This window comes from Thiorhodovibrio litoralis (assembly GCF_033954455.1).
GTDB classification, from domain to species: domain Bacteria; phylum Pseudomonadota; class Gammaproteobacteria; order Chromatiales; family Chromatiaceae; genus Thiorhodovibrio; species Thiorhodovibrio litoralis.
Genome location: NZ_CP121473.1, coordinates 4398104 through 4424739 on the forward strand (window position 1 = coordinate 4398104; position 26636 = coordinate 4424739).

20 protein-coding genes and 1 pseudogene are annotated in these 26636 nt (G+C 64.2%); 13 read left to right on the top strand and 8 right to left on the bottom strand.

Annotation, left to right across the window (positions count from 1 at the left end):
• Positions 1–45: 45 nt before the first annotated feature.
• Positions 46–1443 carry a precorrin-6y C5,15-methyltransferase (decarboxylating) subunit CbiE gene (gene cbiE / locus Thiosp_RS20070; RefSeq protein ID WP_201068727.1) on the top strand — a complete coding sequence of 466 codons (1398 nt, stop codon included), beginning with the start codon at positions 46–48 and terminating at the stop codon, positions 1441–1443.
• A gap of 98 nt (positions 1444–1541) precedes the next feature.
• Here cbiE and Thiosp_RS20075 read toward each other — a convergent pair whose 3' ends face one another.
• A complete protein-coding gene (locus Thiosp_RS20075) occupies positions 1542–2882 on the bottom strand; it encodes a cobyrinate a,c-diamide synthase (protein ID WP_201068728.1) in 1341 nt (446 codons plus the stop codon).
• A 232-nt stretch (positions 2883–3114) separates the two neighbouring features.
• On the opposite strand from Thiosp_RS20075, the gene cobF reads away from it, so the two are divergent.
• The 5 genes and pseudogenes from cobF (at position 3115) to Thiosp_RS20100 (ending at position 7540) form a co-directional block, all read left to right on the top strand.
• Positions 3115–3915 (top strand): precorrin-6A synthase (deacetylating), encoded by an 801-nt coding sequence (cobF, locus tag Thiosp_RS20080; RefSeq protein ID WP_201068729.1) that lies wholly within the window; start codon positions 3115–3117, stop codon positions 3913–3915.
• Positions 3916–4086: 171 nt separating this feature from the next.
• Entirely contained in the window at positions 4087–4815 is a 729-nt protein-coding gene (locus Thiosp_RS20085; RefSeq protein ID WP_201068730.1) for a Uma2 family endonuclease, read from the top strand.
• An 89-nt stretch (positions 4816–4904) separates the two neighbouring features.
• Positions 4905–5549 (top strand): precorrin-8X methylmutase, encoded by a 645-nt coding sequence (locus Thiosp_RS20090; RefSeq protein ID WP_201068731.1) that lies wholly within the window; start codon positions 4905–4907, stop codon positions 5547–5549.
• Between the two features lie 184 nt (positions 5550–5733).
• Positions 5734–6388: pseudogene (locus Thiosp_RS20095) on the top strand (precorrin-2 C(20)-methyltransferase); the annotation flags it as partial.
• Positions 6371–7540, top strand: coding sequence for a precorrin-3B C(17)-methyltransferase (locus Thiosp_RS20100; RefSeq protein WP_323697131.1), 1170 nt, complete (start codon positions 6371–6373; stop codon positions 7538–7540). The pseudogene Thiosp_RS20095 and the gene Thiosp_RS20100, both read left to right, overlap by 18 nt.
• 20 nt (positions 7541–7560) lie before the next feature.
• On the opposite strand, the gene Thiosp_RS20105 is transcribed toward Thiosp_RS20100, so the two are convergent.
• From Thiosp_RS20105 to Thiosp_RS20115, 3 genes are all read right to left on the bottom strand, one after another.
• Positions 7561–8331 (bottom strand): cobalt-precorrin-6A reductase, encoded by a 771-nt coding sequence (locus tag Thiosp_RS20105; protein WP_201068733.1) that lies wholly within the window; start codon positions 8329–8331, stop codon positions 7561–7563.
• A gap of 159 nt (positions 8332–8490) precedes the next feature.
• Entirely contained in the window at positions 8491–9672 is a 1182-nt protein-coding gene (gene tcuB / locus Thiosp_RS20110; protein ID WP_201068734.1) for a tricarballylate utilization 4Fe-4S protein TcuB, read from the bottom strand.
• A complete protein-coding gene (locus Thiosp_RS20115) occupies positions 9659–11281 on the bottom strand; it encodes an FAD-dependent oxidoreductase (RefSeq protein WP_201068735.1) in 1623 nt (540 codons plus the stop codon). Before Thiosp_RS20115 ends, tcuB begins: the two co-directional genes overlap by 14 nt.
• 169 nt (positions 11282–11450) lie before the next feature.
• On the opposite strand from Thiosp_RS20115, the gene cobM reads away from it, so the two are divergent.
• A complete protein-coding gene (gene cobM, locus Thiosp_RS20120; protein WP_201068736.1) occupies positions 11451–12236 on the top strand; it encodes a precorrin-4 C(11)-methyltransferase in 786 nt (261 codons plus the stop codon).
• Here the strand turns inward: cobM and Thiosp_RS20125 are convergent.
• The 4 genes from Thiosp_RS20125 to bchF form a co-directional block, all read right to left on the bottom strand.
• The gene (locus Thiosp_RS20125) at positions 12233–13639 is read right to left on the bottom strand and encodes a BCD family MFS transporter (RefSeq protein WP_323696670.1); all 1407 of its coding nucleotides are present in this window, start codon (positions 13637–13639) and stop codon (positions 12233–12235) included. The two genes, cobM and Thiosp_RS20125, sit on opposite strands and share 4 nt — an antisense overlap.
• A 199-nt stretch (positions 13640–13838) precedes the next feature.
• Positions 13839–15500: a ferredoxin:protochlorophyllide reductase (ATP-dependent) subunit B gene (bchB, locus tag Thiosp_RS20130; RefSeq protein ID WP_201068738.1), complete on the bottom strand. Its 1662-nt coding sequence runs from the start codon at positions 15498–15500 to the stop codon at positions 13839–13841.
• Positions 15501–15512: 12 nt separating this feature from the next.
• Positions 15513–16784 carry a ferredoxin:protochlorophyllide reductase (ATP-dependent) subunit N gene (locus tag Thiosp_RS20135; RefSeq protein WP_201068739.1) on the bottom strand — a complete coding sequence of 424 codons (1272 nt, stop codon included), beginning with the start codon at positions 16782–16784 and terminating at the stop codon, positions 15513–15515.
• The gene (gene bchF / locus Thiosp_RS20140; protein ID WP_201068740.1) at positions 16781–17284 is read right to left on the bottom strand and encodes a 2-vinyl bacteriochlorophyllide hydratase; all 504 of its coding nucleotides are present in this window, start codon (positions 17282–17284) and stop codon (positions 16781–16783) included. Before bchF ends, Thiosp_RS20135 begins: the two co-directional genes overlap by 4 nt.
• A gap of 610 nt (positions 17285–17894) precedes the next feature.
• On the opposite strand from bchF, the gene ppsR reads away from it, so the two are divergent.
• The 6 genes from ppsR to Thiosp_RS20170 all read left to right on the top strand — a co-directional run bounded on the left by ppsR (position 17895) and on the right by Thiosp_RS20170 (position 26627).
• A complete protein-coding gene (ppsR, locus tag Thiosp_RS20145; RefSeq protein WP_323696671.1) occupies positions 17895–19331 on the top strand; it encodes a transcriptional regulator PpsR in 1437 nt (478 codons plus the stop codon).
• Between the two features lie 16 nt (positions 19332–19347).
• Entirely contained in the window at positions 19348–20271 is a 924-nt protein-coding gene (gene chlG / locus Thiosp_RS20150) for a chlorophyll synthase ChlG (protein ID WP_201068741.1), read from the top strand.
• A gap of 55 nt (positions 20272–20326) precedes the next feature.
• The gene (locus Thiosp_RS20155; protein WP_201068742.1) at positions 20327–21571 is read left to right on the top strand and encodes a geranylgeranyl diphosphate reductase; all 1245 of its coding nucleotides are present in this window, start codon (positions 20327–20329) and stop codon (positions 21569–21571) included.
• 207 nt (positions 21572–21778) lie between these two features.
• A complete protein-coding gene (locus tag Thiosp_RS20160) occupies positions 21779–22063 on the top strand; it encodes a hypothetical protein (RefSeq protein ID WP_201068743.1) in 285 nt (94 codons plus the stop codon).
• Positions 22063–24687: a sensor domain-containing protein gene (locus tag Thiosp_RS20165; protein WP_201068744.1), complete on the top strand. Its 2625-nt coding sequence runs from the start codon at positions 22063–22065 to the stop codon at positions 24685–24687. Before Thiosp_RS20160 ends, Thiosp_RS20165 begins: the two co-directional genes overlap by 1 nt.
• Before the next feature lie 26 nt (positions 24688–24713).
• Positions 24714–26627 (top strand): methyl-accepting chemotaxis protein, encoded by a 1914-nt coding sequence (locus Thiosp_RS20170; protein ID WP_201068745.1) that lies wholly within the window; start codon positions 24714–24716, stop codon positions 26625–26627.
• The last annotated feature ends 9 nt before the right edge of the window (positions 26628–26636 follow it).

A 26636-nucleotide genomic window follows, 5' to 3' on the forward strand; every position in this document is an offset into this window, starting at 1 on the left:
CCCGAGACTTGCGCGCTCCTTGCGTGCGGAAGCATCATCGGCGCCATGGGCAAAACATCTGGGGAAAACACCCCGTCCCCCTGGCTGACCGTGGTCGGCATTGGCGAGGACGGCCTGGCCGGACTTGGCGAGGCCGCGCACCTGGCTGTATCGCAAGCCTGGGTGCTGTTCGGCGGCGCGCGTCATCTCGCGATGGTGCCAAGGCGGGCGGATCGAGCCCGACGCGATGCGATCTCAATGGAAGAGAACCTGCTCGATCAGACCAGACTCGATCAGGCCACGCTCGACCAAGACAGAATCGACCGCAAAGGACTCGACGAGAACCGACTCGACCAGAGCAGACCGGACCAAAGCAAGTCGGACCAGATCCGCATCGAATGGCCAAGCCCCTTCTCGGCCGCGCGCGAGAAGCTGCTCGGCTATCGCGGTCAGCCGGTGGTGGTGCTCGCCAGTGGCGATCCGATGTTTCATGGCGTCGGCGCGACCCTGGCGCGCTGGTTCGATGTGGGAGAAATGCGGGTGCTGCCCGCGGCCTCGGCGGCATCTCTTGCCGCGGCGCGGCTGGGCTGGGCGCTGCATCGCGTGCGTGTGATCCCGGCCCACCGCGAGCCGCTCGAGCGCGTGGCTTTGTACCTAGCACCGGCGGCCCGACTGTTGGTCCTGAGTCGCGACGCCGACACCCCGGCAGAACTGGCTGAACTACTTGTCGCCCGCGGCTATGGCGACAGCCACCTGGTGCGACTTGAGCATCTCGGTGGACCCGAAGAGCGCATACTTGAAGGCCGCGCGCGCGACTGGTCGCATCCGCCCGGCGCGGCGCTCAATCTGATGGCGGTTGAGTGCCGGGCAGATGCGTCCATTGCCCGCCTGTCGCGCCGCGCCGGACTGCCTGATGATGCCTTTGCGCACGACGGACAACTCACCAAGCGCGACATGCGCGCCATCGTGCTCGCGCGCCTGGCGCCCGGGCATGGCGAGCAGTTATGGGATGTCGGCGCCGGCTGCGGCTCCATCGGCATCGAGTGGCTGCGCGCGGGAAGCCATTGCAAGGCCGTCGCGGTGGAGTCCCATCCAGAACGCTGCGCGCTGATCCGCGCCAACCGCGCGCGCCTGGGCGTGCCAGAGCTCGACCTGATCGAAGGTCGCGCCCCCGACACCCTGACCGGGCTGGCGGCGCCAGATGCCATCTTCATCGGCGGCGGTCTAACCCGCCCCGGCGTGGTCGATCGCTGCTGGGAGGCGCTCAAGCCCGGCGGGCGTCTGGTCGCGACGGCAGTGACCTTGGAGAGCGAGCTGGTGCTGGCACGACTCCGTCAAGACCACGGCGGCGAGCTGATCCGGGTGGCGCTGGCCCAGGCGGCCCCGCTTGGCGGCTTTCAGTCCTGGGAGCCCGCGCGACCGCTGACGCTGCTTTGCGTTAGCAAGGTTGTCGAGGCGCATTGATTCGCCTAGCTTGGATCTACCTAACGCTCATGCGTCCTGGCCACCCCGGATGATGAATCCATGTGATTCACGCTAATCCGTGATTGCGCAAGCATCGTCTAAGCCAATTGCAAGAACAGACTCGCCGCCGCCTCCGGTGCGGACGGAAAGTACAGATGCAGGTAGCTCGCGCGCACCGGTCCTTGCCAATAGAAGGGTTCCCCCGGCCCGCTACCGGTGCGCCGCAGGCCATGGGTGAGGGGTTCCACCACGGTGCTCATGCTCGAGTGATGAAAACAATGCCCGCGCAATTCGCCCGCAGGCAATTTCAGCGACTGCATGCCTAGGCCAACCAGTCGCGGCTGCATCCGTGCGCGTCCCGGCAGCAGACCGACAAGATCGGCACCCGCCCCAGCATGATCGGCCAGATGCTCGAGCAGGTAGAGCATGCCACCGCATTCGGCATAAATCGGACGGCCGGCGCCGACATGGGCACGCAAACTCTCTTGCATGGCATGGTTTGCCGCCAAGGCTTCAAGATGCAATTCCGGATAACCGCCCGGCAAATAGAGCGCATCGGCCTGGACTCCAGCGTCGGTCAAGGGCGAGAAGAAGTGCAACTCGGCACCGAGCGCGCGCAGCGTGCGCAGGTTAGCCTCGTAGAGGAAGCCGAAGGCCGCATCCCTGGCAACGGCAATGCGCCGTCCCGCCAACAGGGGTTTGCACGACGGCGCTGTTGGCCCTGGCTGAAAGGCGACCGCGGGTAGCCATTGATCAAGCTCGGCACCAAGCTCGGTGTCTTCCACGGTATCTGCCATCGCGGCCAGACGGGTGTCGAGGTCGGCGATTTCCTCTGCCTGCACCAGCCCCAGATGCCGGCGCGGCAGGGTGGCGCTCTCGGGCAGGCGCGGAAGACTCGCCAGCAGGGGGATGTCCGCTTGCAATCCGGCACGAATCATTTCCCCGTGCCGCACGCTGCCAACCCGGTTGCCGATGACTCCGGCGAAAGGCAGCCCCGGGCGATACTGACGCAACCCCAATGCCAGCGCGCCGAAGGTCTGGCCCAGCCCGCGCGCGTCGATCAGCGCGGCGACCGGCACGGCGAAGGTCTCAGCCAGATCCGCCGCCGAGGGCTCGCCATCGAAGAGTCCCATGGCACCCTCGATCAAGATCAGATCAGCCTCGGCTGCAGCGGCAAACAGCAACCGCCGACACTCTTCCTCTCCCACCATCCACAGATCCAGCGGCTCGACACCGGTCGTATCGGAGGCTCCGCTGGCATGCGCCAGAATCATCGGGTCGAGAAAATCTGGTCCAGTCTTGAACACCCGCACCCGCCGCCCGGCGCGGTGGTGGAAGCTCGCCAGCGCCGCGGTCAGGCTGGTCTTGCCCTGCCCCGAGGCGGTTGCGGCAAGCAGCAGCGCGGGGCAATGGTTTGCCGGGACTGGTTCCGTGGTCATGGTTTCATGGATCAGCTGTCAGCGGTTAGCGATCAGATTTCTGGTACTAGGCGCCAGGTTTCGGGTTCTAGGGTCATCGTCCTGCAGCACAGCACAACGAAAAGACAAAAGCCTGCAGTCACTGGGCATCGCCTTCTTCGATGGATGACATCAGTTGCTTCTCACTCCTCCCCCCTCACTTCTCGCCAGATGAGTTGCGCCATCAATCGGCGCGGGCGATGATCGGCGCGCTATGAAAACACTCTCCTTAATTGGCATAGGCCCCGGCGGCCCGGATCTGGTCACTCAGCAGGCCATCGCGGCCATGCGCGCGGTGGATGTCTTTTTTCTGCTCGACAAGGCCGGGCCTGATGGCAATCACGGCAAAGTGAGCCTGATCGCCGCGCGCGAGGCGATCATGGTACGTTACCTCCAACCGGGTCAGTATCGGGTCGTGCATGCCCAAAGCCCAGCGCGCGAACGCGCTACCGATGGCTATCTGGAGGTGGTGCGCGACTGGCACGCACGCAAGCGGGCGCTCTTTGCCGAGTTGATTGAGCGTGAGCTCGAAGACGGCCAAACCGGCGCGCTACTGATCTGGGGCGATCCGTCGCTCTATGACCAAAGCGTCAGCCTCTTTGCCGAACTGGCCGCCGAAATGGCTACCGCTAAGGCCCCAGCAACCCCAGAACCCCTGCGCCTTGAAGTGATTCCCGGCCTGACCGCGGTGCAGGTACTAACCGCCCGTCATGCCATCCCGCTCAACCGCGTCGGCGAGCCCATTGTCATCACCACCGGCCGCCAGCTCGAACAATGCGATCCAGGCACTGTCGATAACACCGTGGTTATGCTCGATGGCCGCGGCGCCTTCCGCCATTGTCTCGGCCAGGGGCTTTTAGTCTACTGGGGCGGCAATCTCGGTACCAACGACGAGGTCTTGATCGCCGGCCCGCTCGATGCCGTCGCCGACGATATTCTCACCACCCTGGAGCACCTGCGTAAAGAACGCGGCTGGGTGATGGACACCTACCTGTTGCGCCGGCCACTGCCCTAACGCTCGTCAGCGAGCCTGCCGCGCTCGCCGGGTCCGGCTGAGGTCCCATACGCCGACCAGCTGGAAGCCGGCCGCCAACGCGCATGGTATTCTGTCAAAGCATTGGACTATCTCCTTTTGAGCCTCGGGGCCACTACCCCAACCGAACAGTCCCTCACGGAGCAATCGATCATGTCGGTGACCGCGGAACAATTCGCACAGCTGATGCCGGCACCCGGACAACTCTTAAGCGACGAGCCGGAAATGGAAAGCAGTCTGCATTATCAGCAGCTCGCCTTGCTGGTGAGCTGTCTCGAGTGGTATTGGCGCGAACAACAAGATTTTTTCGTCGGCGCCAATCTGACCGTCTATTACAGCCAACAGCAGCTGAAGCATCGCGATTTTCGCGGACCGGACTTTTTTCTGGTCCGCGACACCGAGCCGACCCAGCGCAAGTCCTGGGTGGTGTGGGAAGAAGGTGGCCGCTATCCGGATTTGATCATCGAGCTGCTATCGGATTCAACCGCCACGGTGGATCGCGGCGAGAAAAAAGATCTTTATCAAAATGTTTTCCGCACCCCTGAGTATTTCTGGTTCTCGCCCGACACCTTGGAATTTGACGGCTTCCGGCTGTTGAACAAGCGCTATCTGCCGATCGCCCCGAATAAGCGCGGCCAACTCTGGAGCAGCGTGCTGGGACTCTTCTTGGGAATCGCGGATGGGCAGCTGCGCTACTTCGAGCGTTCCGGCGCCCTAGTACCCAGCCTGCCCGAGTCCGTTTTGCGTGAGCGCGCGCTGCTGGAAGAGGCACGCGCCCGCGTTGCCGAGGAACGGGAACATTTCAAGCGGGAGCACGAGCGCGCCGAGCGGCTCGCCGAGCGCCTGCGCGCCTTGGGCGTCGACCTACCACCAGACGCTTGATGACTGGCCCCAGCCAGCCCAACTGGCAACTAACGGCCAATCACTAACGGCTAAGCACCAGCGGCCGAGCACTAATGACCGATCACTGAATGCACTACCAACGCAACCCCGACGCCATTTACCGCGAATCCTTCGCCATCATCCGTGCCGAAGCGGATCTGTCGCGCATCCCGCCCGATCTCGAGCCCCTGGCGGTGCGCGTGGCCCATGCCTGCGGTATGCCGAACATCGTCGATGACCTGGAATTCTCCCCCGATGCAGGCACCGCCGGACGCGCGGCGCTGGAGGCCGGCGCGCCCATCCTGTGCGACAGCCGCATGGTCGCCTATGGCATCACCCGCGCGCGCTTGCCGACGGACAATGCCATCCTCTGTACCTTGGATGATCCGCGCGTGCCGGAACTGGCCCGTGAGATGAACAACACCCGCTCCGCCGCCGCACTCGAGCTGTGGCAGGAGCATCTGCAGGGCGCCTTGGTCGCCATTGGCAATGCACCGACCGCGCTCTTCCGGCTGCTGGAAATGCTTGATGCCGGCTGCCCGCGCCCGGCGTTGATTCTCGGTTTTCCGGTCGGCTTCGTCGGCGCGGCCGAGTCCAAGGCCGAGTTGGCGGCCAACAGTCGCGGCATTCCCTTTGTCGCCGTGCGCGGGCGCCGAGGCGGCAGCGCCATGGCTACCGCCGCCATCAATGCCCTCGGCCGCGACATCCAATATCGCGTTGGGTCCCCAGCCTGACCGAGCATAATCTTCGATCGCGAAGACACAACAGCCGCCGATGCCGGAACGCCCGCATCGGCGACAGAAAGACCAACAACCAGAACCACCGGAGCAACAGCTGGAACAACAAACACCACAATCGCAGGCGCATGCGCTCGGTCGCCTGACCGGCCTCGGCGTCGGCCCGGGCGACCCCGAGCTGATGACGCTGAAAGCCCTGCGCCTGCTGCGCGCGGCACCGGTGGTGGCCTACTATGCCGCTGAGAACAAGCGCGGCAACGCCCTGACCACTGTATCCGAGTACCTGCGCCCGGAGCAGCGGCTGATCCCGCTGATTTATCCGATCACCGGCAAAATCCCGCCCCCGCCCTACGACTACGAAGGCGTCATGCGCGCCTTCTACGACCAAAGCGCCGAGTCGCTGGCCGAGCACCTGGCCGCCGGCACCGACGTGGCCGTGCTGTGCGAGGGCGACCCTTTCTTCTACGGCTCATTCATGTACCTGCACGATCGCCTGGTCGGGCGCTTCCCGACCGAAGTCGTCGCCGGCGTCTGCTCGGTGGTGGCCAGCGCCTCGGCGCTGCGCACCGCTGGTGTATCGCGACCAGAGTATGCTGGTGCTCTCCGGCACCTTACCCGAAGCCGAGCTGCGCCAGCGCCTCGCCGGCTGCGAAGCGGCCGCGGTGATGAAGCTCGGCACTAACTTCGCCAAGGTGCGCCGGGTCATCGAGCAACTCGGCCTGCTCGAGCGCGCGCGCTATGTCGAGCGCGCCACCATGAGCGAAGAACGCATCCGCGCGCTGCCGGAGATCGAGCCCAAAAGCGTGCCTTATTTCGCCATGATCCTGATTCCTGGCGAGACCTGGCCCGCGATTAAATCTGGCGCCGCGCTGGTGCCGGTGACCAGCCCCGAGGAACAGCTCGAAGTGATGGCGGACGCGGCTTACCCCGATGCCATCAAACCAGATGAGCTAAATCCAAAAGCACCGGAAACCGCTGAGCTGAACCCCATCGAACCACATTCGCACGCACCAGTAGTGCAGGACGAGGGGAGCGACTATCAGACGCTGCAGGCATCCACCACCACGCAAGCCGCGCCTTCGCTGCAGCGGTCGGCCAGCCCCAAAGGTCGACTTGCGGTGGTGGGCTTGGGCCCCGGCGCCCCGGAATGGCTCACACCCGAGGCACACGCCGCTATCGAACAGGCCGAGGACATTCTCGGCTATGAAACCTATCTCCGCCTGGCCGAAACGCTGAAGGGTCCCTTTCGACCCGATCAGCGAGTGATGCCATCGGACAATCGCCAGGAGCTCGAGCGCGCCCGTACCGCGCTGGAACTGGCCGCCAGCGGGCGGCGAGTGGTGCTGCTGTCCTCTGGAGACCCCGGCATTTTTGCCATGGCCAGCGCGGTGCTCGAGGCCCTCGACAGCCGCCCGTTACCCGAGCGCAACCCGGCGGCCCAAGACCAAGGTCAAGACCAAAAACAGACCCAAGAGCAGAGCCAAGAACAACTGCGCAACCCAGCTTCGAACCCGATGGCGAATCCAACGTGGAATCCCGCTTGGCAAGAGGTCCCACTCGAGATTCTGCCCGGCATCTCCGCCGCCCAAGCATTGGCCGCGCGCGTCGGCGCCCCCCTCGGCCATGACTTTTGCGTGCTGTCACTATCCGACAACCTCAAACCCTGGGATGTGATCGAGCGACGCCTGCGCCTGGCGGCGGAGGCCGACCTGGTCATCGCGCTCTACAACCCACGCTCGCGCGCTCGCCCCGATGCCCTCGGTCAAGCACTCGACATCCTGCGCGCCCTGAAAGCCCCCACCACTCCGGTCGCGCTCGGCCATGACATCGGCCGCGCCGACGAGCGCACCCGGGTGCTGACGCTCGCCGCGCTGGACCCGCAGGACGTCGACATGCGCACCGTGCTGATCATCGGTTCATCTGGCACCCGCACCTTTCCCGGCACGGCCGGCGACGACTGGGTCTATACGCCGCGTTGGTCTCTTTAGCGGCGCCGCGATTCGCTGTTTCACATCTCGCCGAGCCAATCCAGCGCCTCGGCGACCGTGGCAACGGTGGGCAGTGGCGGACGCGGTGGGCGCTCGCGCATGATGACCTGAACACCGAGCTCGCGCGCTGCCGTTAGCTTCGCGGCAGCGCCATCGCCGCCGCTGTTCCGGCAGACGATGGTGTCGATCTGGTGGTCGCGCAGGAGTTTGAGTTCCTGGTCCAACCCAAAAGGGCCACGGGCAACCAAGAGCTCGGCTGCGACAAAGGGCGGCATGGGATCAGGGCGGGTCACGGTGCGCGCCAGAAACCAGGTATAGGTCAGCGTGCTGAAGGGGGCCAGCTCGCGCGCACCCAGCGCCAGCAAGACCCGGCGCGCGCCCTGCGCTTTCAGCACGGCGATTGCCTGATCCCAATCGGCTACCGGATACCATTGATCGCCCGGTTGCGGCATCCAGGCCGGGCGCTCCAGACGCAGCAACGGGGTTTTTTTGTTTCCCGGCGCCCCCTCGCAGGCCAGCGCGGCATGCTGGCCCATGGTGTCGGCGAAGGGATGGGTCGCATCCACAACGGCATCGATGTCACGCTCTCGCAAGAATGCGCGCAGGCCATCGACGCCACCGAAACCGCCGATACGGGTCTCACCGACCGGGGTGCGCGGATGCTCGGTGCGCCCGGCCAGCGAACTGATGGGATGAAACCGCGTCTGATCAACCAGGGCTTCAGCCAAGAGATACCCCTCGGTCACGCCACCAAGGATCAACACTCTTCGCGGCAGCTTGTTCGCCTTCATACTGGACAACTCTCAAAGACGCACTCGCAGCGGGTTTTTGTCACCAACCAGACCTTGGTCAACACCTGAACCAGCATACCTTCTTCTCCCGCTTATGGGCGCTCGCGTGGCGAGCTCTATACCGAAACAACTTTAGGATTCAGCTCGTTCGCAAGCGCGTTATCCGCGACGGCTGGTGTCCGCATCGATGTTCCTTTGCTCCAGCCGCAACCGCAGCACGGCCAGCAGCCGATAACCGGCATGGACGAATTTGCTGGCCGGCAGCAGCAGAAAAAACCCGTAGACGAAACCCAGATGCGCGAGCAGCAACAGGCCCATGGCCGAGGTTCCGCGCCAGACCAACAGCGCCAGTCCGCTCAGCACCACGGCCAGCAGCCACAGGGTTGCCGAAATCTCGCCACCCTTTCGCTCCGGCGCCAACGCCAGCGGATTGGTTCGCCGCCGCAGCCACCAGAGACCGAGCGCACTCGCCAGCATCAATAGACCGCCAACCAAGCCAAGCACCACAGGCAGACTGCCTATCGGATAGGGCGCCACGCGTTCCAGGACGTGATGCCAGAAAGCGGCCACCACAGTGGCGGCGAAGCAGCACAAGAACCCGAGTACCAGCAACTGGTGCAACCACCGCCGTGCCGGCGCGAGCGGGGAGTGGGAGTCGGTGCAGCCCGCACCGCCGCCATCGAGATGTCGCAGGCTCGCGAGATCCCACAGCACAGCGCTCAGCCCAGACCAAGTCAGTCGCACTGCGGGTCGCCCGCCGCCAATCGCTCGCCAAAAGCGCACCAAACTGACTCCGATTGACAGCAATGCCCAGCCGAGCGTCGCCACACCCAGACACACCATCAGCGGAAAGGGCACGATGCGGTAAAAGCCGCCTGGCCCCAGCGCAGGCTGGGTCAATTGCGACCAGGGCAGCCACCAAAACCCCATCAGCAAGGGCACAATCATTGCCAAGAAAAGTTTCAAGAACAGCGCGAAATCTGCCTTTGACCCTAAAACCATACCTGCTCTCATCAGCCTGGCCAATGGTTTCGGCCAGACGTAATCGGCATAGTCCAGCCAGCGCAGCCGCTCCAGGGTGCGCGGCACATTCACGCCGAAAGCATGTGGTGGCGCGTACTGGCAGGATTCCAGGCAATTGCGACAGGCGTGGCAGAGGTGCGCCAGATAGCTCAGGTCGCCCCTGTGCGGTGCCGGGCGCTCACGCGCGGCGTCGAATACCGGGCAAAAACCGTTGCAATAGCCGCAGATGTTGCAGATCGCGAGTATCCGTTGCGCTTCTGTTGCTGCTGCGGATGCATCCACCGCGGCGCCCTCGACAACAGGCTCAGCCGCGGACATGGCGCGCGGCCTCCTCCCCCGCGAGAACGCCAAACACCTGGCCGATAGTCAGCATCAGGCCCGATAGATAGCCTTGCGGACAGAGATTGGGCGCCATCAGGGTGCCGGCTGCGAACAGGTTGGCGATCGGCTCACCGCTGCTCAACTGCACCCGCGCACGCGCATCGACGGCCAATCCATGGTAGGTAAAGGTCAGCCCCGGGCGCATCGGGTAAGCGGCGAAGGGCGGCGTGTCCAGCGCTCGGGCCGGGCCGGTGCGAGGTGGGTCCAGGGGCGCATGGGTGCTCCCATCTGGGTGCAAATCCCGGTGCGAATCAGTTGGAAACACCGAGTGCGGGGGCAACTCCAGGTGCGAGTGCAGGTCCGGGCGCAAGGAGTCATCACCGAAGGAACTGCGCATCGCGGCATTGTAGGTCAGCCAGGTGCGTTCGAGCTCAGCTGCATCCATCCCAATCTGCCGCGCAAGCCCCTGCAGATCGGGTGCGACCAGCGGCGGGTAGAGCGCCGCCGGCACCTCCCGAAGTGCCGCGGCATCCAACAGCAAATAACCGATCTGCCCTGGGTAGTCGGCCAACCGCTGGCCCCAACGCGCATAGCGCGTCGAGCCCCGGTCCGCGCCCTCGTCGTGCCGACGCAACCCATCGCGGTCCACCACCATGCCCTGCGGCATGCCGCGGATACGGGTGACAATGCCGCCGTCAGCCGGCGGCGACCGCGCATCCACCGCGACGAGATACAGGCGACTGGGATCACCTACCGCCTGGGCACCGGCCGCCAGTAGTTCGATCAGTAGCTTGCCGTGCGCCTCCGGCGTACCCCGGTTGATGAACCCCTCCACCCGCTCGCCGCAATGTTGGCGCAGCCAATCAGGATTGCCTTGGGCACCGCCGCAGGCCAATACCACGGCATCCGGGGTCAAGGTTTCGCTGGTCAACTTCGGGGCCTGTTCCGGAGGATGTTCCGGGGCCGGCTCCAGGACCAGTTCTTGGGGCAACTCCAGCGACGACCTTCCTGGGACACCACCCGACTCAGCCGCTTGGCCCGTCAGTCCCGACGCACTGGACTGGCCCGACTGACCCGAAGTACCTGACTGGCTCGAAGATCGCAGCTCGATACTTGCCAGCCGGTTGCCGCGCAGGCAGGGTCGATTCGCCACGCACCCGTAGCGAACATCCACCCCCAGGCGCTCGGCCTGCGCATAGAGCGCATTGACCATTGCCTGACCGCCACCAAGTAAAAAGGCCGTTTTGCGCGAGAATGGCAGTGTTCCCCGGTTGCGCTCTTGCAGTGCCACGCCGGAATCTAGCAGCCAGCGCGGAGCCGCGCGCGAACGCTCGATCAGCAAGCGCGTCAGGGCCGCATCTCCCGTGCCGGCAGTCGCACGCGCAAGATCCTCGGTGAACTCATCGGCCTGATAGCGCTCAGGCACCAGGGCACTTGGCTGATCATGACAGAAGCGAAAATTGCGCCCATGCCGGCTGTTGCCACCACGGCGCCAGCGCGGTGCGCTCTCGACCAGCAGGACTCGCGCACCCGCACGCCGCGCGCTGATAGCCGCGCAGAGTCCGGCAATACCGCCACCGACAACCAGGACCTGAGGACCCTTCATGCTGTTCGAATCCGCACGCTGATACCATTGCGCCACCACGGCCATCTTGATGCCGACCGCAACAACTCGATCCCAGGGCTACTGCCTGCTTCGATTAAGATGACAACTACAAGCTCCAGAGCCGTCGGCACCCTTCGCTCTTTCAATGACACGAGATAAAGGCACATTCATGGGCAAACTCTGGTTTATCGGTGCAGGCCCCGGCGCGGCCGACTTGCTGACAGTGCGCGCGACCCGTCTGCTGGGAGAAGCCGGCGCGGTGCTCTACACCGGCTCCCTGGTCGCCGGGGCCGCGTTGCAATGGGCCGGGCCGGACTGCGAGATCGCGGATTCCAAAGGCATGGACCTGAGCGAAGTGCGCGCCTGGTTGCTCGAGCGCCTTGGCCAGCATCAGACCGTCGTGCGTCTGCAGACCGGTGACCCGACCCTCTACGGCGTCATCCCCGAGCTCGCGCGACCGCTTGATGCCGCCGGCATCGAGATCGGCATCGTGCCGGGCGTTTCCTCGGCCATGGCCGCCGCAGCAGCAGCCGGCGAGAGCCTGACGCTGCCGGAAGTCACCCAAAGCGTGATCTTCACCCGCCTGGCCAGCCGCACACCCATGCCAGCGTCTGAATCCTTTGCCGATCTGGCTCGGCATGGCTGCACCCTGTGCATTTTCCTGTCCATCGACCGCATCGAAGAAGTGGTTGCCGAGCTGCGCCGCGCCGGCTGGGCGGAAGACGCGCCCGTGGTGGTCGCGCACAAGGTCAGCTGGCCGGATGAAGAACGCATCCTGCGCGGCACCCTGGCCGACATCGCCGCCGAATGCCGCGCCGCCGGTATTGATCGTCAGGCCCTGATCCTGGTCAGCCCGGCGCTGGGCGCGCGCGACCGGGCTGGGGATGACCGGGTTTCCAAGCTCTATGATGCCGCCTTTCCGCGGCGTTTCCGCCAAAACAGGCTCTCGCGCTAAAGCATCTCTGAAATACCGAACTTTTTCTCCCCGCCCTGGGCCGTATCCAGTTTGGGCTGGTTCTTTTTAAACAACAGCGGGAAGACCACCACCAGGGTGGCGAGCAGCAGGATGATTTCCAGGTAATAGACCACACCATAGCTGAACGCGGGGCCGGACATGTCCGAACCGATCCAGCCCTCCTCGACCATGAAACTCGCGATATCGCGAATGGTGCCGCCGAGGAAAATAGCCCCGCCTTGAGCTGTGGCCTGGACCGCGCCCCAGGCGCCAAGCGCAAGGCCGCTGTGGCCGCCGTGCGCCAGACCCATGGCCGCGGTCAGGGTGCCGACGGCGAACAGACCGCCGCCGAAGCCGATCAACCAGGCGCCGGTGCGGAATAGCCAAGGCATGTCGAGCGTGCCAGCAACAATCACGGCCACGAAGGCGAAGACACCCAGCGCCGCGCCAACCATGGCGAACCGGTTAGGATCGCCGCCACGGGTCAGCAACCAGCCGGCCAGCGAGAAGGCGATCAGGGTGCCGCCAGCCCAGATGGCGGTCAGCAGGGTGGTCTGGGAGACCGTCAGGCCCAGCACCTCGCCGCCGTAGGGCTCGAGCAGGATATCCTGCATGCTGAACGCGGCAGTGCCCAAGCCGACGGCGATAAGCAGCCGCGCGGCGTAGCGGTCTTCGACAAAGGCCTTCCAGCTCGAGGAGAACTTGGGCGCACGAATGCGGCTGGCAGCGCGTTTTGAATCAATGGCTTCCTGACGCCAGAGAGCGGTCAGATTCAGGAAAATTGTCAGGCCTGCGGTGCCTTGAATGACCTGAATCAGCTTTACTTGGGTGAAATCGCGCAGCAGCAGACCGTAAATGACCGCACTGAGCAGCATGCCGACCAGCAGGGTGACATAGAGCAGGGCCACCACCCGCGGGCGCGTATCCTTGGGCGCCAGATCGGTGGCCAGGGCCAGGCCTGCGGTCTGGGTGGTATGCAGCCCGGCGCCAACCAGCAGGAAGGCTGCGGCGGCGGCGATATAGCCCAGGATCGCCATATTGTTGCCCTCGGCAGACATCAGCAGCAGGGCGAAGGGCATGAAGGCAAAACCGCCAAATTGCAGCAACGTTCCCCACCAGATGTAGGGCACCCGCCGCAGGCCGAAGGCGGAGTGGTGATAATCCGATCGATGGCCGATCAGGGCTCGCAGGGGCGCAAACACCAGTGGCAAGGCGACCATCAGGCTCACCAGCCACACCGGCATGCCCAACTCCACCACCATGACCCGGTTGAGGGTGCCGTTCAGCAACACGATCGCAGCGCCGACCGAAATCTGAAACAGCGACAAGCGCAGCAGCCGTGGCAGCGGCAGATCATCAGTGGCCGCGTCTGCAAAGGGCAGAAAGCGGATCAGAAGCTGCATGCCGATCTGTTTGAGGTCGTCAATCGGGGATCTATTCGTAGCCATTTCTGTCGCTAGTGGGTCAGTGGTTGGTGATGATGCCAGTGGTTGATGGCGCCAGTGGCTGGTAACGCGCGCTGCGCAGGATAACCAGTGAGTCGTCGTCGCTTCTAACCAATGCTGAATGACGCCGCCCTGATGCAGAGGCGGGCAAACAGGCTCAGCGCCCGAAGTGGGCTTTCGCTTCGTAAAGGGTATCGATGCTTATTTCGGTCAGCCCGCGCTCGCGGGCGAAATTCTCGGTGTTACGCCTTGCCTTGCCGCGCACGAAAAACGGGATCTTGCGCAGTTCTTTCTCGGCATCCGGTTCCCAGCGCAACGCGGTGGGATCACTCGGGGTGGGATCACTCGGGGCGGGATCGCTCGGGGCGGGATCGCCCGGAGCCGAATCATTCGGGCCAGGCGCTTTAGCCGCAGCGGCGGCGCCCGGAGCAGCAGCATCGGGCTCGCCAACTTCAGCCGACTGCACCGCGCGCGCGGGTGCGGCAACTTCGCCGTCGTTGAATTCGACATCCTCGCGGAACATGGTAATCAGATGTTCTTCCAGGCCCATCATCAGCGGATGCACCCAGGTGTCGAAGATCACATTGGCCCCTTCGAAGCCCATCTGCGGTGCATAGCGAGCAGGGAAGTCCTGCACATGCACGGGTGATGAGATCACGGCGCAAGGAATGCCAAGCCGCTTGGCGATATGCCGCTCCATCTGGGTGCCCAGCACCAGCTCGGGATGCAGCTCGGCCACCCGCGCCTCGACCGCCAGGTAGTCGTCGGTGATCAAGGCCTCGACGCCGATGTCCTCGGCCAGCGCGCGCAGCTCGCGCGCGAACTCGCGGCTATAGGTGCCAAGCCCGACCACATCGAAGCCGAGCTCTTCGCGGGCCATGCGCGCCGCGGCCATGACATGGGTGGCATCGCCGAAAATGAACACCCGCTTGCCGGTGAGATAAGTGGAGTCCACCGAGCGCGAGAACCACGGCAGCCTAGTGCGGGCTTGCGCCAGGGCTGGTGCGGGATCGAGACCAGCCAAACGCGCCACTTCGAAGACAAAATCCCGCGTCGCGCCGACACCAATGGGGACAGTGCGCACCCTGGGTTGCTTGAACATGCGCTCAAGCCAGACGCAGGTGCTGTGCGCTATCTCCGGATACAGGCAGATATTGAAGTCGGCCTCGGGGATGCGCGCCAGATCGGCGGGCGTGGCGCCGGCCGGAGCGACCAGATGCACATCCACACCAAGCGTATCGAGCAACTTGGTCACCTCGATCACATCGTCGCGGCAGCGGAAGCCGAGCGCGGTCGGCCCAAGCAGATTGGCGCGCGGGCGCCGGCCCTCTGCCTTGGCGCGCGCGGAAGGATCACCGGCGCCCTGCGGCACCGGGCGGCCATTCAGCAGGCTGCGCACCAGCTGATGGAAGGTCTCGCTCGCGCCCCAGGCCTCCTTGCGCGTGAAGGCGGGCAGCTCGAGCGAAATCACTGGAATATCAAACCCCATGCCCTCTGCCAGGGCACCCGGCTGATCCTGCAGCAGCTCCGCCGTGCAGGCCTCGCCGACCAGCAACGCCTGGGGCTTGAAGCGCTCGACCGTCTCGGCCAGGCGCGTCTTGACCAGCTGCGCGGTATCGCCGCCCAGATCGCGGGCCTGAAAGCCGGTGTAACTGACCGGCGGACGTCCCGCCGAGCGGGCGATCATAGTAAATAGCAGATCGGCATAGCTGTCGCCCAGAGGCGCGTGCAGCACCAGATGCACAGCCTCCATTGAGGCGGCAATGCGCATGGCGCCGATGTGCGGGGGGCCTTCGTAGGTCCAGACGGTAAGTTCCATGGTGCCTGCTCCCTAAAACGCCAGCCGCTGACGCCGATTGAGCGGCCGCGCGAACAGCTCGGCCAGATCGGCGGCCTGATCAAAACCTTGAATGGGCGTGAAAACCAGCTCGATAGACCACTTGGTGGTCAAGCCTTCGGCCTCGAGCGGATTGGCCAGGCCCAGGCCGCAGACGGTGATGTCCGGGCGATCGGCGCGCAGGCGATCGAGCTGGCGTTCCAGGTCCTGGCCCTCGGTGAGCTGGGTATCGGCCGGCAGCAGGGCAAGCTCGGGCTCCATGATGCGGCGGTCGAGATAAGGCACGCCAAGCTCGCCGATCTGCATGCCGCATTCGCGCGCAAGAAAGCGCCCGAGCGGAATCTCGAGCTGCGAGTCGGGCAGAAAGCTGATGCGCTTGCCACCAAGCTGCTCGCGATAGCGCGCCAGGGCTTTCTCGGCCCGGGCCGCGGGCGCCGCGATGGCCTCCTCGACCAGCTCCGGCGCCACGCCCCAGGCGCCAGCCGCAGCCATGAGCCAGGCGCGGGTGCCCTCGACGCCGAGCGGAAAAGGCGACTCGATCAGATGGGCGCCGCGCGCGCGCAGAGCGTCGATGGTCTCACCGACGAACGGTTGAGCCGCGAGCAGGAAGGTGCCAGGCCCCACTGGCGGCAAATCCGCCACCCGTCGCGGCGGCAGGAAATGCACGGGCCCGATGCCGAGCCGATCGAACAACCGGGTGAACTGGTCTTCCACCACGTCCGCCAGCGAGCCGACGATCAACAGGGAGCGCTGCAGCGTCGGCAGCTCAGGCAACAGCGGCACCAGTGCTTGCAGACAGGTATCCTCGCCCTGAGTGAAGCAGGTATCCAGCCCGCTGCCGCTATAGGCCAGGATGCGCACGCGCTCGCCATGCGCTTGCTGCAGGCGGGCTGCAGCGGTGTCGAGATCGAGCTTGATGACCTCCGACGGACAGGTCGCCACCAAAAACAGCGAGCCGATGTCCGGGCGGCGCGCGAGCAACTCGCGCACCACACGGTCGAGCTCGTCATTGGCATCGGCAAGGCCGGCAAGATCGCGATCCTGCAGCACGGCGGTGCCGAAACGCGGCTCGGCGAAGATCATCACCCCGGCGGCGGACTGCATCAGATGCGCGCAGGTGCGCGAACCCACCACCAAAAAGAAACTGTCCTGCATCTTGCGGTGCAGCCAGACGATGCCGGCCAGACCGCAGAAGGTCTGACGCTCGCCGCGCTCGTGGTGAATCTCCGGCGTGGCGGCGCAGTCGCCGCTGGCTGCGGCCGTCATTCGCCACCTCCGGCCGCACTCGCCCCGGCCTGAGTGGATGCCTGGCTGGAGAGGCGCGCCGCGCGCAGCTTGAGAATGAACTGGGTGGCATTGACCACGTAGGTGGCATAGGCGGCGAGCGCGACCCACATTTGCCCGCGGGTGTCGAGCCAGCCGGTCAGCAGCACCACCAGATAGGCCGTGTGCAGCGCCAGCACCAGCATACTGAACACATCCTCCCAGAAAAAGGGACCGGCAAACAGGTATTTGCCAAAGACGACCTTCTCCCAGATCGAGCCCGTGATCATGATGGTGTAGAGAATCAGCGTCTTGATCACAATCGACCAGGTCGCCGCCAGCTCGCCATGGCCGGTTGCCAGATAGCGCAACACCAGCCCCAGGCTGACCAGAAAGACCAGAAATTGCACCGGTGCCAAGATGCCCTGCACCAGGGTCCAGGGCGTTTCATCCCGGCGGCGGCGTTCTTCTGGTGTATAGAGAGGTTGAGTTGGCCGTGTCATAACGCTATGGCTCGGTGGTCAGCACAAATCAGCCCGTTACTTTACCAGACATGGGGCCTGTGGGGTGACGCCCGTGACAGGAGATTTCGCGCCATCACGCGGAATCATTCTTCGCGAAGGCCCGGGTCGATGAACAATTTCGGAAAAATTATGCCCCGACCCGGCCTATGTCAACTATACTTAACGTAAACAGGACTTGACAGATAGTGAGCCCGGGTTTTACTAATTCACGCGGAATCTTTGCCGAGGCGGCGCACACCGCCTTGGCAGAGCCGTTGCCGCAGCCGGTGTTTGACTGCGGCTTAACGCGTTACAAACCCGCTACGAACCATCACGCCATTGCTCGCCATGACTGGCTCTCAGCCTTGGCGCGAGAACTCTCAAGCGGCCGTGCGCACAATCGCAACAAACCTTAGACCACTTAAGATCCTCAGGACGGCCCCATGTCGCAGCGACGGCGCATCTCCTTGCTGTCACAAGGTAAACCGCGCAACCCGCCACGCGCCCATTTTGCCGGCGCCCGTTTTGCCGGCGCCCGTTTTGCTCGCGCCCATTCTGCGCAACGACCGCGCCGGGCGGGCTCGCTGGCGCCTGACCTTACGGCGGACTGGTGAAATTGTTTGACGCTCCGGAATCAGCCCTGGGGGATCTGGGCACAGAAGCCGCGGCAGAGCTGATCGCCGCGGCATCCGACATCGCGCTCATTCTCGACAACGAGGGGCGCGTGCTCGACCTCGCCTTCGGCAACGACGAACTCTCGGCCCAGATCGGCGACTGGATCGGCATGGACTGGGCCGATACCGTCACCAGCGACAGTCGCGACAAAGTCGAGCTACTTCTCAGCAGCGCCCGCGCCGACGAGCAGCCCCCGCACTGGGACCAGGTCGAGCACGTCGCGCTGAGCGGCGACGAGCTTCCCGTTCGCTATTGCGCCGCCAGTCTGGGCAATCGCCATCGCATCGTCGCGGTCGGTCGCAGCCAGCAGGGAATGGCTGCACTGCAACAGCGCCTGGTCGACGCCCAGCAGTCGCTAGAGCGTGACTACTGGCGCCTGCGCCAGCTCGAGACCCGCTACCGGCTGCTGTTCCGTTCCATGTCGGAGGCGATTCTGATCGTCGACCCCGGCAACGGCAAGATCGTCGAGGCCAACCCCGCCGCCAGCCTGCTGCTCGCGGCAGACTCCCGCAAGCTGGTCGGGCGCGCGTTCCCCGAGGGTTTCGACGCCACCGGCACCGAGGCCATCAAGTCCCTGCTCGCCGGCGTGCGCTCGGCCGGGCGCAGCGCCGACGTGCGCGCGCGCCTGACCGAGCGCGATATCGAATTCCTCATATCCGCTGCCCCGGTGCGCCAGGAGAACGCCACCCTGCTGCTGGTGCGCCTGTCACCGGTGGAGACCGAGAGCAACACCAGCATGGCCGGCGAGCCGCGCTCGCGGCTGTTCAAGATGCTGGAAAACGCCCCTGACGGCGTGGTTATTACCCGCCAGGACGGGCGTATCCTGAGCGCCAACAACGCGTTTCTGGAGCTCGCCCAACTCTCGACCGAAGAGCAGGTGCGCGGTGAATCGCTCGATCGCTGGCTCGGGCGCCCGGGCGTGGACCTGAATGTTCTGATTGCGAACCTGCGCCAACACGGTGCCGTGCGTCTGTTCGCAACCAGCATACGCAGCGACTATGGCAGTTCGAGCGAGGTCGAGATTTCCGCCGTAGCGGTGCAAAATGCCGACCAGCCCAGCTTTGGCTTTATCATCCGTAATGTCGACCGGCGGGTCTCCGCCGGCGGCTCGCCCGGACGCGCCCTGCCCCGCTCGGTCGAGCAGCTCACCGAACTGGTCGGGAGAGTCCCGCTGAAGGAAGTGGTGCGCGAATCGACCGACATGATCGAGCGCCTGTGCATCGAGGCCGCACTGGAGCTGACCGGTGACAACCGCGCCTCCGCCGCCGAACTGCTGGGCTTGAGTCGCCAGAGTCTGTACGTCAAACTCCGCCGTTACGGCCTCAGTGAATCCGGTAGCGAATCCGGAGCCGAGCACGCAACCGAGCACTAACAAGACCCACGCCCCCATGTCCGAAGCCAGCAGTCCACCCTCACAAGTACCAACACAAACCAAACCAAACCGCATCAAACTAGCCGATGTGCTGGAGTTCATGCACCCGATCACCTGGTTCCCGCCGATGTGGGCCTTTACCTGCGGGGTGGTGTCCTCTGGCCAGCCGATCCTGACCAATATCCTGGTGCTGATCGCCGGCGTCATCCTGGCCGGGCCGCTTCTGTGCGCCACCAGCCAGGCGGTGAATGACTGGTTCGACCGTCATGTCGATGCCATCAATGAGCCCGACCGGCCGATTCCCTCCGGGCGCATTCCGGGGCGCTGGGGGCTTTATATCGCCATCATCTGGTCGGTAATGTCGCTGCTTTGGTCGCTGTGGCTTGGCCCCTGGGTCATAGTCGCGACCTTGCTTGGCATCGCGCTCGCCTGGGCCTACAGCGCCCCGCCGGCACGGCTGAAGCAAAACGGCTGGTGGGGCAACGCCGCCGTCGGTTTTTCATACGAGGGCCTGGCCTGGGTCACGGGCACCGCCGTGATGCTTGGCGGTATGATGCCGGACTGGCGCAGCCTGACATTGGCCTTTCTCTACAGCGTCGGCGCCCATGGCATTATGACGCTGAACGACTTCAAAGCGATCGAAGGGGACAAACAACTCGGCGTGCGCTCCCTGCCGGTGCAGCTCGGCCCTGATCGCGCCGCACAGCTGGCCAGCATCGTGATGTTGGTTCCGCAAATCATCGTGGTTGCGCTGCTGTTCAGCTGGAGCCAGCCTTGGCATGCCCTGGCAGTCAGCGTGCTGGTTGCCATTCAAGGCGCTATGATGCTGCGCTTCGTGAAAGCCCCGATCGAGCGCGCCACCTGGCTCAGCGCCTTCGGCGTGACGGTTTATGTCAGCGGCATGATGATCAGCGCCTTCGCCTCGCGCGCGCTGGTTTAGCAGGCCGGAATCGATCAAAACACTCCAACTAACAACCACTGAACACCGAAAAACAATGCCCGAGCTCCAAACCTACGACGTCGTCGTGATCGGCGGCGGCCCTGCTGGCGCCACGGCGGCGACCGATCTCGCCCGTCGCGGGCGTTCTGTGCTGCTGCTGGACCGTCCCGGGCGCATCAAGCCTTGCGGTGGGGCGATTCCGCCCATTGCCATCTCTGAATTCGAGATTCCCGACGAGCAGCTGGTCGCAAAGATCAACTCCGCGCGCATGGTGGCGCCGAGCGAGCGCCACGTCGATATGCCCATCAACGGCGGCTATGTCGGCATGGTTGACCGCGCCCCCTTCGACGAATGGCTGCGCGAGCGTGCCGCTGCTGCCGGTGCCACCCGGCGCAATGGCAGCTATCAGCGCATTGATCGCGACAGCGACGGCACGGCCATCGTCCACTTCCAGCCCGAGGAAGCAGGCAGCAAGACCGAGGCCAAACCGGCGCCCGAGCAGGTGCGCGCGCGCGCCATTATCGGTGCCGATGGAGCCATGTCGCGCGTGGCAAAGGACTGCGTACCCGGCGCCAAGGAGTTGCCGCATGTCGCGGCCTATCATGAGATCGTTCGCTCGCCGGACGCGGGCCATGCGGACTTCGACCCCAGCCGCTGCGATGTCTACTACCAGGGCAAAATCTCACCGGACTTCTACGGCTGGGTCTTTCCCCATGGCGAGACCACCAGCGTTGGCGTCGGCACCGAGCTAAAGGGCTTTTCGCTCAAACAGGCCACCGCCGATCTGCGCAAGGCCGCCGGGCTTGAGGACTGCGAGACCCTGCGCTGCGAGGGCGCCCCCATTCCGCTGCATCCGCTGAAGAAATGGGACAATGATCGCGATCTGGTGCTGGCTGGCGACGCAGCCGGCGTGGTCGCCCCCGCCTCGGGCGAAGGCATCTACTATGCTCTGACCGGAGGGCGCCTCGCGGCCGACGCGGTCGAGCAGTTTCTGATCACCGGCGATGCCAAGGCTTTGGCCAGCGCCCGCAAGCGTTTTATGAAGGCCCACGGGCGGGTGTTCTGGATTCTCGGCATCATGCAGCGCTTCTGGTACAAGAGCGACAAGCGCCGCGAGCGCTTCGTCAGCCTGTGCGACGACCCGGACATCCAGCATCTGACCTGGGAAGCCTATATGCACAAGCGCTTGGTGCGCGCCAAACCCGCGGCGCACCTGCGTATTTTTCTTAAAGACACAGCCCATCTGCTCGGCCTGACCAAGGCATGGAAGGGCGGCGAGGACAAGGCCCCGAAGACTTGACAGGACCCGCCTGCCTAAGGCTCATAGTGAGCCCCTGCCGGGGAGGGTGAAGCTGCTGCTGTTTCACGGTCACGCTCATGGTGAGGCACCTCCCGGAGGGTAAAGCTGCTCTTTCACGTTTAGGCTGATGGTCCCGGCCACCCCGGAGGGTGTAAGCTACTGTTCCACAGCAACCCCAGTCAGTCGCAGCACAGTCAGTCACATCAAATGGAAAGCCTTTTCGCCAGCGGCCGCATCATCGACCCCATCTTGATCATGGTGTTGGTGGAAGCTGTTGTGCTGTGGCTTTTGCACCGCGCCACCGGGCGCGGGCCGGGACTCAAACCCCTGTTGCCGCTGCTCGCATCGGGTTTCCTGCTGCTGCTCGCCGTGCGCGCCGCGCTGGTGCAGGCGCCCTGGCCGCTGATCGCGCTGCCGCTCGCGGCAGCTTTGCTTACTCACATCCTTGATCTGCTCCTGCGCTGGCCGCGCAAACACCCATCCCGGCAATAATGGCTTCTCCCCCGTCTCAGTCGCCGACGGCTTCGCATCGAGCCAACGAGCAGCGCTTCCGCACCCTGGTGGAAGTCAATCAAGTGGCCATCATGGAACTCGACACCCAGGGTCGCTTCCGCTACGCCAATCCGGCCGCCTGCCGGATGCTGGGCTATACCCACGAACGCCTCGTCCAAATGGAGGTCGCGGATCTGCTGCCGGCCGAGGAGGCCGAGCAGTTGCACCGGGATATGGCCTACTTTGTCGCCGAGCAGCCCGAACCCTTCACCTATACCAACCACAACCGCACCGGGGACGGGCGTTGGATCGAGGTGCAGGTCGACTGGAACTACCTGCGCGATGACAGCGGCGCGGTGATTGGTTTCGTCAGCATTTCCTCTGACATCACCGCCTTTCGACTGTCGCAGCGGTTGCTCGACGGGCGCAATGCCGTCCTAGAGCAACTCGCCCGTGGCGCGCCGCTGGAAGAAATGCTGCGCGCCATTGTCGATTACAGCCAGGACATCATGCGCGATGCCTGGATCTCCATCCATCTGCTCGACGCCGAATGCGGCCAGTTGCATTCTGCCATCAGCAGTCGGTTGCCAAGCAGCTACCTGCAAGCTGTCGAAGGCGTGCGCATCGGCCCCAATGTTGGTTCCTGCGGTCACGCCGCTTTCACCGGCGAACGCACCATCGCGAGCGACCTGCGCAGCGACCCGAAGTGGGACGGCTATCGCGACCTGGTCCTGCCGCTGGGATTGCTCGCCTGCTGGTCGGAACCCATCCTCGGACGCGATGGACAAGTGCTTGGCACCTTTGCCATTTACCTGCCGGACGCGCGCGCGCCCGAGCCCGCTGACCTGCAACTCATCGCATCCGCGGCTGAACTAGCGAGTATCGTGATTGAGCACCAGGAGGACGCCAACGCCCGCAAAGTTGCCGAGGAGCGCGCCCAACTGCTGCTGAATTCCACGGTCGAGGGTATCTTTGGTATCGACCTCGATGAACGCATCAGCTTTGCTAATCCGTCAACGGCGCGCCTGCTTGGTGGATCCGCCGAGGCGCTCACCACCGCTGACCTCATTGGTCGCGATCCGCATGCCCTGTTTCACTATGCCAACGCCGCTGGCGAGCCGCTGCCGCGCTCGGAATGCCGCATGCTGCGCGCGGCGCGCGAAGCTTGCCAGCAACATGTGAGTGACGAGGTGTTCTGGCGGCTGGACGGCAGCGCCTTTCCGGTCGAGTACTGGGCCATGCCCGTGTATCATGACGGGCGGGTCACCGGCGCGGTTGTCACCTTCCATGACATCAGCGAACGGCGTCGCGCCGAGCGTGAGATCGAGCATCTGGCCTTCCATGATCCCCTGACCGGCCTGCCTAACCGGGCGCTGTTTCGCGAAACCCTTAGCCACGCCCATGCCAATTTTCTGCGCCAGGGCCGTCCTTTTGCGCTGCACATGCTCGATCTTGATCACTTCAAGGATGTCAACGACACCCTTGGGCATCCAGTTGGCGATCAACTCCTGTGCGCGGTGGGTGCTCGTATTACAGATCTGCTACGCGCCAGCGATACCCTGGCCCGTCTCGGCGGCGATGAATTCGCCCTGCTGCAGGAAAACATCCAAACCTCTGACGATGCCGCGCGACTGGCGAGCAAGATTATCGAAGCGCTGAACCAGGAATTCCATATCGATCAGCACCCGCTGCGCATCAATACCAGCATCGGCATTCTGATTGCCAGCCGCGATGACTCTAATGTTGATGAAATGATTGGTCGCGCCGATGCCGCCCTGTACCGAGCTAAGGCCGCCGGTCGCGGCACTCTGGCCTTTTTTGAGAGCGAGTTGGCTCGCCATCTGCAACAGGAGATGGAGATTGTCAACGCACTGTCTGAAGCCTTGCAGCAAGAGCGCATCCAGGTTTATTACCAGCCCCAATTCAACCTGGCCGACGCCAGCTTGGTCGGGATAGAGGCGCTGATGCGCTGGGACCATCCGACACGCGGCATGCTGAAGCCGGCAGAGTTTTTTGCCGTGGCGGACAAACGCGGCCTGCTGCGCGATCTCGCCAATGCCGCCATGATGCAGGCATGCAAACAGGCCGGTGCCTGGCGGGATGCTGGCCTGGACTACAATCAGATTGCGGTCAATCTGTGCGCGCGGCAACTCAACCACCCGCATTTCGTCACCGACACCAAACGCATCTTAGAGACCACCGGTGTTGCCCCCGAGAGCCTGACGCTGGAGCTGACCGAAAGCCTGCTCAGCCAGGCCGACGATCATGCGCAACAGAAGCTGCGTGAACTCGCGGAGCTTGGCGTTCAATTCGCCGTCGATGATTTTGGCTCTGGCTTCTCCTCGCTGCGCCATTTGTCCGACTTGCCGGTCGCCAAGCTCAAGCTCGACCGCAGCCTGGTTACCAGCCTGCCTGAACAGCGCGACGCGGCAGAAATCGTCAAAGCCAGCATCGCGCTCGGTAAGGCGCTGAACTTCACCATCCTTGCCGAGGGTGTCGAAACCCCGAGCCAGGCTGAATTTCTGCACGCCCACGGCTGCGATCAGGCGCAAGGCTTTTTCTACGCCGTTCCAGCCGCCGCCAGCACCATAGAAAAAGACTGGCTGCGCCGCCCGGCCCCTTAATGACCCCTCAATGAAATAGCCCCGCGATGTTCAAGAACCAAAGTCTTTCCATCAAGCGCCTGTTTCTGCTGTTGGCCATCGCTGGTACCCTGCTCGCGGTGCTGCTGCTGGCAGCCATTTGGAAAGCCAACCAGGCGCAAACCGAACTGGCGCAGGTCTATGAGCAGCGCTATCACTCTTATCTGCTCGCCGATCAGCTGCGCCAAAGCTCGGACGACCTCACCCGCATGGCCCGTACCTACGTGGTTACCGGTGATCCGGAGTTCGAGCGTCAGTACTGGGAGGTCTTGGCCATTCGCAATGGCGAGCACCCCAGGCCCCAGCACTACGAGCGCATTTACTGGGATTTTGTCGCAGCGGGCGACCAGCAGCCGCGCCCGGATGGCGACACCATCGCCCTGCGCGAGCTGATGCGCCGCGCCGGTTTTACCGAGGATGAGTTTGCCAAACTGGCCGAGGCACAGGCCAATTCCGATGCCCTTGTGGACACGGAAATGGTCGCCATGAATGCGATGAAAGGCCGCTATCGTGACAACAGCGGCAATTTCGCTCAGCAGGGTGAGCCTGATCCCGAGCTGGCCCGGCGCTTGATGCACGACAAGGACTATCACGCCTTTAAGGCGCGCATCATGAAGCCGGTCGATGAGTTCTTCGTGCTGCTTGATGCGCGCACCAGCCAGGCCGTGGCCGAGGCCCAGCAACGCAGCCAAGCGGCCTATCAGCAGGTTATCGCGCTGGTCAGCCTGACTCTGTTGCTGGGCACTCTGGTGCTCTTTTTGCTCTATCGCTGGCTGCGCGGGCAACTCGGCGGAGAGCCGGCCTATGTGCGCGGCATTGTCGAGACCATTGCCGATGGCGATCTACAGGCGCCCATCAAGCGCCGTGCGCGCGACCACGACAGCCTGCTTGCGGCCATGGCAAGCATGCGCGCCAGCCTGGCCAAGATGCTCGGCGACATCGACAGCCATGCCGGACAGTTGACCGACTCGGCCGAGCGCCTGGCCGACACCGCCGGCATCATCGCCCGCTCTGGCGAAATGCGCATCGGGGCCAATCAGTCCATCGCCGCAGCCGTGGAGGAGATGTCCTCATCGGTGGCCGAAATTACCTCCACCATGGAAGAACTCTCGGCCTCTTCCACCCAGATTGCCGACCATTCCCAGGCGGTGGTGGATGTCGCCAGCCGCACTCTGGCCAGCAGCCGCGCCGGCACCCAGGCCATGCACCAACTGCTCGCGCGCATGGCGGAGATTCGCACCGACAACCAGAAGAGCCTGGATGAAATCCTGGCACTCGGCCAGCGCTCGAAAGAAATCGGCAAATTTATGGACCTGATCGACGCGGTGGCGGATCAGACCAAACTCATCGCTTTCAACGCCGCGCTTGAGGCATCCAGCGCCGGGGATGCTGGCAAGCGCTTCTCGGTGGTGGCGAGTGAAATCCGCCGCCTGGCCGACAGTGTGTCCGAGTCGACGCGCGAGATTGAAGGCAAAATGCTGGACATTCAAGACACCATCGCCCGCCTGGTGGTGACCTCGGAAAAAAGCTCCACCACCATCGCCGCCGGTCTGGCGAGCAGCGAATCCACCGCCGCCATTCTCGATGAGCTGGAACAGGCCGCAGATCAGACCACAGGAGCGGCACAAAAGATCTCTCTTTCCACCCAGCAGCAAAAAACCGCCAGCGCCCAGGTGGTGCAGGCGCTGCATGAGATCGCCGAGGCCAGCACGCATACATCGAGCGCGGTGACCGGGATTTCGGAGATCAGCGCCACGCTTTTATCCATGGCCCAAACGCTGCGCGCGCTCTTTAAGCGCTTTAAGTTTGCGCGCGCCGAGATCCGCAGCGACGTCCTTATGGACACCGGCATGGACGCCGGCATGGACACGGGCAGCGACACTGGTATTGACACTGGCGGCAACAGCGGCAGCACCACCTGAACGGCTCCA

Coding starts and splice junctions, on each gene's coding strand:
- cbiE (WP_201068727.1), top strand. CDS start 46: ATGGGCAAAACATCTGGGGAAAACACCCCGTCCCCCTGGCTGACCGTG.
- bchB (WP_201068738.1), bottom strand. CDS start 15,500: ATGGAACTTACCGTCTGGACCTACGAAGGCCCCCCGCACATCGGCGCC.
- Thiosp_RS20165 (WP_201068744.1), top strand. CDS start 22,063: ATGGCTTCTCCCCCGTCTCAGTCGCCGACGGCTTCGCATCGAGCCAAC.
- Thiosp_RS20090 (WP_201068731.1), top strand. CDS start 4,905: ATGCACTACCAACGCAACCCCGACGCCATTTACCGCGAATCCTTCGCC.
- Thiosp_RS20160 (WP_201068743.1), top strand. CDS start 21,779: ATGGAAAGCCTTTTCGCCAGCGGCCGCATCATCGACCCCATCTTGATC.
- Thiosp_RS20155 (WP_201068742.1), top strand. CDS start 20,327: ATGCCCGAGCTCCAAACCTACGACGTCGTCGTGATCGGCGGCGGCCCT.
- Thiosp_RS20075 (WP_201068728.1), bottom strand. CDS start 2,882: ATGACCACGGAACCAGTCCCGGCAAACCATTGCCCCGCGCTGCTGCTT.
- Thiosp_RS20100 (WP_323697131.1), top strand. CDS start 6,371: ATGATCCTGATTCCTGGCGAGACCTGGCCCGCGATTAAATCTGGCGCC.
- Thiosp_RS20085 (WP_201068730.1), top strand. CDS start 4,087: ATGTCGGTGACCGCGGAACAATTCGCACAGCTGATGCCGGCACCCGGA.
- bchF (WP_201068740.1), bottom strand. CDS start 17,284: ATGACACGGCCAACTCAACCTCTCTATACACCAGAAGAACGCCGCCGC.
- Thiosp_RS20135 (WP_201068739.1), bottom strand. CDS start 16,784: ATGACGGCCGCAGCCAGCGGCGACTGCGCCGCCACGCCGGAGATTCAC.
- tcuB (WP_201068734.1), bottom strand. CDS start 9,672: ATGTCCGCGGCTGAGCCTGTTGTCGAGGGCGCCGCGGTGGATGCATCC.
- Thiosp_RS20115 (WP_201068735.1), bottom strand. CDS start 11,281: ATGAAGGGTCCTCAGGTCCTGGTTGTCGGTGGCGGTATTGCCGGACTC.
- cobM (WP_201068736.1), top strand. CDS start 11,451: ATGGGCAAACTCTGGTTTATCGGTGCAGGCCCCGGCGCGGCCGACTTG.
- Thiosp_RS20170 (WP_201068745.1), top strand. CDS start 24,714: ATGTTCAAGAACCAAAGTCTTTCCATCAAGCGCCTGTTTCTGCTGTTG.
- Thiosp_RS20105 (WP_201068733.1), bottom strand. CDS start 8,331: ATGAAGGCGAACAAGCTGCCGCGAAGAGTGTTGATCCTTGGTGGCGTG.
- cobF (WP_201068729.1), top strand. CDS start 3,115: ATGAAAACACTCTCCTTAATTGGCATAGGCCCCGGCGGCCCGGATCTG.
- chlG (WP_201068741.1), top strand. CDS start 19,348: ATGTCCGAAGCCAGCAGTCCACCCTCACAAGTACCAACACAAACCAAA.
- Thiosp_RS20125 (WP_323696670.1), bottom strand. CDS start 13,639: ATGCAGCTTCTGATCCGCTTTCTGCCCTTTGCAGACGCGGCCACTGAT.